At 44.9% G+C, this 7066-nt stretch carries 5 protein-coding genes; all 5 read left to right on the top strand.

Annotation, left to right across the window (positions count from 1 at the left end; all coding sequences use genetic code 11):
* Positions 1-236: 236 nt before the first annotated feature.
* The 5 genes from AC1TPC_RS12460 to tnpC all read left to right on the top strand — a co-directional run bounded on the left by AC1TPC_RS12460 (position 237) and on the right by tnpC (position 6713).
* The gene (locus tag AC1TPC_RS12460) at positions 237-1712 is read left to right on the top strand and encodes a protein adenylyltransferase SelO (protein WP_482067163.1); all 1476 of its coding nucleotides are present in this window, start codon (positions 237-239) and stop codon (positions 1710-1712) included.
* 234 nt (positions 1713-1946) lie between these two features.
* Positions 1947-3602: a M20/M25/M40 family metallo-hydrolase gene (locus AC1TPC_RS12465; RefSeq protein ID WP_482067164.1), complete on the top strand. Its 1656-nt coding sequence runs from the start codon at positions 1947-1949 to the stop codon at positions 3600-3602.
* 798 nt (positions 3603-4400) lie between these two features.
* Complete coding sequence (tnpA, locus tag AC1TPC_RS12470; RefSeq protein ID WP_482067165.1) at positions 4401-4742, top strand: IS66 family insertion sequence element accessory protein TnpA; 342 nt, start codon at positions 4401-4403, stop codon at positions 4740-4742.
* Positions 4736-5089 (top strand): IS66 family insertion sequence element accessory protein TnpB, encoded by a 354-nt coding sequence (tnpB, locus tag AC1TPC_RS12475; protein WP_482067166.1) that lies wholly within the window; start codon positions 4736-4738, stop codon positions 5087-5089. The genes tnpA and tnpB overlap by 7 nt, the downstream gene beginning before the upstream one ends.
* Before the next feature lie 70 nt (positions 5090-5159).
* On the top strand, positions 5160-6713 hold the full coding sequence (gene tnpC / locus AC1TPC_RS12480; RefSeq protein WP_482067167.1) for an IS66 family transposase: 1554 nt from the start codon (positions 5160-5162) through the stop codon (positions 6711-6713).
* The last annotated feature ends 353 nt before the right edge of the window (positions 6714-7066 follow it).

Below are 7066 nucleotides of genomic sequence, written 5' to 3' on the forward strand. Positions count from 1 at the left end.
ATTAAAGATGATTTTTCACTTTACGGTTAGCATAGTTGAATAATCCGCCATTTTTATTTAAATTTAATGAATGGGTAGAATAAAACAATGGAAAGGATATAATGAATGGGCAGAAGCAAGCACGAAAAGGGCTGCCATAAGTTGATATATAAAGTAGATAGCTAATTTAACATCATGCCTATGACTTTCTTTTGATGCAAAAAATACGATGTAACAGAAAGAAAAAAGGAGATAAGATGACGGAGAAAAAACCACTAACTGAAGCAGGATGGAATTTCGACAATAGCTATGCTTGTCTGCCTGAAATCATGTTTGCAAGGATGGCTCTAAACCCTGTACGCTCACCGAAGCTGATCATTTTTAATGATTCATTGGCAGCATCGTTGGGGTTGAACGCCCTCGCACTGCAAAGTCAGGATGGCGTAGAAATGCTTGCTGGCAATCAGATTCCTCAAGGAGCTTTGCCGCTCGCTCAAGCATACGCTGGGCATCAATTCGGGCATTTTAACAGATTAGGGGACGGTCGCGCGCTGCTGCTTAGTGAACAGATTACTCCTCAAGGCGAGCGGGTAGATATTCAGCTCAAAGGTTCAGGAAGAACGCCTTATTCCCGCGGAGGCGATGGACGTGCTGCGCTTGGGCCGATGCTGCGTGAATACATCATCAGCGAAGCTATGCATGCGCTTGGCATTCCTTCCACCCGAAGCTTAGCGGTGGTCACAACCGGTGAGGCAATCCGCCGGGAAACCGAGCAGCCTGGTGCCATATTGACACGCGTGGCTGCTAGTCATATTCGAGTGGGCACCTTTCAATATGTTTCAAATTGGGGCACTACCGAGGATCTTCAGGCACTGGCTGATTACACTTTGCAACGACATTTCCCAGAAGCTGCTGATAGCGGGAACCGTAATCTTTCACTGCTTCAAGAAGTGATCAAGCGTCAGGCAGAGCTTATTGCCAAATGGCAGCTCGTTGGTTTTATACATGGGGTGATGAATACCGATAACATGGCCCTAAGCGGGGAAACGATTGATTACGGTCCTTGCGCTTTCATGGATAACTTCGATCCAGCAACGGTATTTAGTTCAATTGATGTTCATGGACGCTATGCATATGGCAATCAGCCGAATATAGCTGTGTGGAATCTCGCGAGATTTGCTGAAACGCTATTGCCGCTGCTGCATGACGACGAGTCACAGGCTGTCAGCCTGGCAGAGGATGCGATATCCGATTTTATCGAATTATTTCACCGTAACTGGATTTCGGGAATGAGGGGGAAGCTGGGAATCTTTAATGAAGAGGCTGAGGATGAAGCTCTTATTAAATGGCTGCTCACGATCATGCAGAAGTACGGTGCAGACTATACAAATACATTCCGCGCGCTAACTTTTGAAAGGCAGGAGGATACGGTTCTGTACGGTACACCGGAATGGTCTCCATGGTACGAGCTCTGGCAAGCGAGGTTGAACAGACAGCAGGAAGCAAAAGCCTCCTCGCTTCAGCTAATGCGAAGCAGCAATCCTGCCTTAATTCCGCGCAACCACAGGGTAGAAGAGGCACTAGAGGCAGCCGTGAAACATGAAGACTACAGCGTGATGGAGCGGCTTCTTAATGTTCTTTCGTGCCCCTATGCTCACTCCTCTGAGCAGGCTGATTATTCCACCTTGCCTGCGCAAGCAAACGGTTCATACCGAACCTTTTGCGGAACCTAGAGTCATTAGGCTAACTAATTAATTGTAAAATATATGGTTACAGCAAGGGGCAAACTTATTTGCCCTTTTTTCTTTTGCGGTTATGTAATAACCTATTGTTGTAATTAGCGATGACATCTGAAATATCAGATGTTTCAATATCGACCTTAGTCTAGGTAAAAACCTAGTCTAAAGTCGATTCTCGAAATATGGATTATTTTGGTATGCTAATGTCGGAAAAAGGGGGGAGTTCATATGAAAGCTATGAATAGCGAATTTTCAACTGAAACGAAGCCTGCAAGTCCACCTTTTTGGAAAAAGGGGGTTGTATTGTGCTTGCTAATTCTTGTTCCGATCCTGATTGGATTGCTGCAAATACAAGCACCCCGAAGCGTTCAATCGGATGCCCCGCTTGAATTTTTTTCGTCTGAAAGGGCCATGAAGAAGCTGAAAGTAATTGCAAGGGAGCCTCATCCAATCGGAAGTCAGGCACATCATGCAGTACGTGATTATCTTATTTTGGAGCTTAAAGGTCTCGGCTTAAATCCTGAACTGCAAAAAGCAGCTGTTGATTCACCGCTATCCGGGGAAATTGAAAATATTATTACGCGAATTCCAGGTACAGCTAATAGTAAAGCAGTCATGATTGCTGCACATTACGATAGTGAAACGAATACTCCGGGGGCTGCAGACGATGGAGCGGGAATTGCAGCGATGCTGGAAACGATACGTGCGCTGAAAGTATCGGGTCCGTTAAAAAATGATCTTATCTTTCTCATGACAGACGGCGAAGAAACGGGGCTGTTTGGAGCAAAAGCTTTTATGGAGGATCACCCTTGGGCTCATGATGTGGGAATTGTCCTTAACTTTGAAGCGAGGGGGAATAAAGGCCCATCCTTTATGTTTGAGACAAGTGACCAGAATGGCTGGCTGATCAAAGAGTTCATCAAGGCTGCACCTGATCCTATTGCTTACTCCGTCATTTATAACTTATATAAACTGATGCCCAATGACACAGATTTGACGGTGTTCAGAGAGGAAGGACTATCAGGATTAAATTTTGCATTTGGCATGGGGTTTAACGCCTATCATCAGCCTATTGATACTCCGGAAAATCTCGATATGTCGAGCTTGCAGCATCATGGGGAATACATGTTAAGCTTGTCCCAGCACTTTGGCCAGTTGGATTTAAAACAGGTACAGCAGGAGGATCGGATATATTTCAACCTATTTGGCAGTCATATGGTCAGCTATCCCCAATCCTGGGGCATGTGGTTGATGATCGTTGGTGCTTTGTTCTTTATTGCTACAATGGTGCATGGCATACGACGCAAAAGAGTAACGGTTAAGGGGACGATCGGTGGTTTTTTTATCACGCTTATTAGTTTGCTTATCGTGTTTGGATTAATCACCCTGACATGGCGTTTATTGCGCTCCGCCGTATCCAACGAGCAGCTAAAGATCATTTTGCTTGATCCACAAGTGAGTATAACTATTTTGCTTGGATGCATTGTAGCTACGGTGATGATTATCGGTCTATTGGTGCGGTGGATTTCAAAAAAGATACGAATGGAAAATATGTGGGCCGGAATACTTCTGCTATGGACATTAATAAGTATTTTCATGGCGCTATATCTGCCTGGAGGAAGCTATCTTACCCTCTGGCCGTTGCTTTCCAGCCTTATTGGGTTAAATCTTTCTATCCGAATGAGGACAGATGAGCGAAAATGGGGGTCGGTATTTTTTGCGATGCCGGGTTTGCTGCTGTTTGCTCCAATCTGTTATTTGATTTATGTATTGTTGACGCTCCAATTAGCAGCTGCACTGCTGTCGGTCGTTGCGCTTGCGTTCACATTGATTTATCCGGTGTATTGTACGAGGAGCAGCCACGAGTATTCTAGAACACAGTGAATGACTTTGAGAGGCCCATGCTATTGCGCAGGGGCCTCTTTATATATGCATTAACTTGAATGTCATACCTGTCATGCCGAAAACTACTAGTATATTGAGTGTAATTTATGTAAAATATTAACTATGACTCATTGTTGTAGATTGCTCCTAATGGATTGTAATTTGTTGAGAATAGGTATAGGTTATGATTCCCTCAAAGGTTGATTTATGAAGATGGTTAACCCATTTAAAGGGCTATGTTAAATTTCATTGTTGATAATTCCAAGGAAAATATGGGTATAATTATAGATATAATGATGGTTCGGAGATGATTTAACATGGAGCTAACGGAAATAAAGAAACTCGCTGACGCCTTAAATGAAAGCGCTAAACAGGAACTTGTATATTTCTTAAGTTATTCGGTTAACGGATTCGTTTGCTATACGATTGTGGTCTAAAACCTATGGTATCCAAGAAATCAGCTCAGTCTAAAACTGTATTTGTAACCCCTGTGGGGTTCGTGTTTTAACATATACTCTATAAGTAGACCAGAACTAAAACCGCTATAACTCGGTAGCTTCCAAATATGTGAAACCTTATCTAGCTTGTTTCCGTTACTTAAAATGTAAGGAATGTGAAAATCACATCGACGGGAGGAATTATTATTAATTATTTATACTTATTAGGTTTCTTCATCCTTTCTCTCATTACTGTTCTGATATTTTTTATATTTTGTTTGTAAGCGTCAAACTCTCCACACCTTCAACTACTAACCTAGCTATGAGATCATGAGATTAACCTAAATACGGAGGGTAACTCATGAATGCCAAAGAACAACGCAGACAAGATTGGCACACACGTATCGCAGCCTATCGGGCAAGTGGCCTCACGATGAAAGCTTGGTGCTCCGCAAATCATTGTTCTGTCGAACAATTGAAATATTGGCTGTACAAAATAAAGCGTGTATCATCCTCAGCTACTCCAGACCCAAAGACTTCTCCCGTACAGTTTGTACCTCTTGCCACTGTAGATCCACCTGGCAGCGTTTCTCCTGCTCCTTTTCTAATCCTTCATATCGGTGAAGCGAGTATCGAGCTTCGTTCCGGCTTTGACCCAATGCTTTTGCGTGAAGTGATTCACGCACTTACTTCACCATGCTGACCTTTCCAAGCAATCAGCGTGTGTTTCTTGCTTGTGGTTCCACCGATCTGCGCAAATCGATCGACGGACTTGCTGCCATCGTTCAGGAAAGCTTTGGTCTGAATCCGTTCTCCTCTGGCTTATTCGTATTCTGTAACCGGGCATGCAACAAGCTCAAAATTTTATATTGGGATCACAATGGGTTCTGGCTTTACTATCGCCGCCTAGAACGTGGAAGATTTCAATGGCCTACAGGCAAGGAAGAAGTAGTAGCCATTTCCAGCAGAGAGCTTCGCTGGCTGCTGGATGGTCTTTCACTTTGTCAGCGGCAAGCCCATCCCAAGGTTAATGCCGTTACCGTCATTTAGACACATCTTTGTAATCATTTCGTCATAGGTACTTACAGGGATTGGGTTTCTTCTATCTAATGAGTAAAGTATGGAAAAACATGCAGATACGCCAACCATCGAATCCTTACAACAACAAATCATCGAACTATCGGCCAAGCTCAAATGGTACGAAGAGCAGTTCCGCTTAGCGCAGAAGAAGCGTTTCGGTGCTTCCAGCGAGCAGACGCATCCGGATCAATTAGAACTCCCGTTGTTCAACGAAGCCGAAATGATTGCAGCACCTGCTGGCGAAGAGCCGCGGTCTGAGCAAATTACCTACGAGCGGCGCAAATCATCCGGCAAGCGAACAGAGGATCTCTCCAAGCTTCCAGTAGAAACAATCACCTATTCATTGGAGGAAGGCGAGCAAGTATGTGCGTGCTGCGGTGGGTTCCTTCACGAGATGAGTACAGAGACGCGCAATGAAATTGCCGTTGTACCGCCACAAGTGAAGGTCATCCGTCACGTGCGAAATGTGTATGCCTGCCGTCATTGTGAACGTGGAGATATTGAAACCCCGATCGTCACAGCTGCGATGCCAAAACCTGTTTATCCGGGAAGCCTCGCATCACCGTCGAGCATGGCTTATGTTATGAGCCAGAAATACGTCGACAGCTTGCCGTTATACCGGCAAGAGCAGCATTTCGCGCGTCTTGGATACACGTTATCTCGTCAGACGATGGCCAATTGGATGGTCTATGGTGCACAGAAATGGCTCATGCCATTGGTCTCCGTGATGAAATCTCATCTGCTCAGGCAGGATGTGCTTCACGCGGATGAGACGACGCTGCAGGTGCTACGTGAGCCTGGGAAGTCTGCTCAATCGTCCTCGTATTTGTGGCTGTATCGCACTGGACGCGGTGTAGCGCCGGCGGTCATCTACGATTACCAGAAGACACGTGGCGGTGAGCATCCACAAATCTTCTTATCCGGGTTCAAAGGTTACCTGCATGTCGATGGTTATGCGGGCTATCATAAGGTTCCTGGTGTGACTCTTGTGGGGTGCTGGGCACATGCGCGGCGTAAATACGATGAAGCGTTGAAAGCAGCCCCGCCAGCGGCGAGAGGTAACAAGGATTCGGTAGCTAGTCAAGGACTGGCTTACTGCAATGCTCTCTTCGCCATTGAGCGCGAGTTGAAGAATGCTTCGCCAGAAGAACGATATGCCGAGCGAAAGAAGCGAAGCCTTCCAATCCTGAAGGCTTATTCGGTATGGCTCAAGCAACAGCGCTCTCAAACACTGCCGAAGAGTCTAGTTGGAAAAGCGATCGCTTACAGCCTGAATCAGTGGGAGAAATTGACTGCCTTCCTGAAGGATGGTCGGCTTGAGATCGATAATAATCGCAGTGAGCGCTCGATCAAGCCATTCGTAATCGGGAGAAAGAACTGGTTATTTGCGAATACGCCTCGCGGCGCGAAGGTAAGTGCGGCGATCTACAGCGTCATCGAGACGGCGAAGGAAAATGGACTTCTTCCATTTCAATATTTAAAGTACCTGTTCGAGCAGCTTCCGCAGCTTCCGGATTCACAAAATCCAGAGGCGCTCGAGCCTTATTTGCCATGGTCATCTATGCTTCCGATTACTTGTCGTGTTATGGGATAGGCATCGCAAAACTTTTGGTCTTAGATGGAGATGGAGCTAGTTGTACGAGATGGGACGCTTACGAACATTTATGCAACGCTAGTGCTTTAGGTCTATAAATTTAAGTTGTTGTTGTCTTGTACAGAATGAATAAAGATAATAAAATTCCTATAATTCCACATTTTTACTCAAATTAGACTAAATTAGATAAAACAGTAATATGGAACTATTTAATCACCCTTCTATCCTATGATAAACCTGAATCCGTGACCAATCTCTAATTTGGATCTTTAAACGGATGGAATTACTACCAGCCATATCCAATTGAATCTTTGGGTAAATGAGAATAACTCAAAGTAGAACCCTCGTCTAAC

The sequence above is a fragment of the Paenibacillus sp. Y280 genome, from assembly GCF_056786335.1.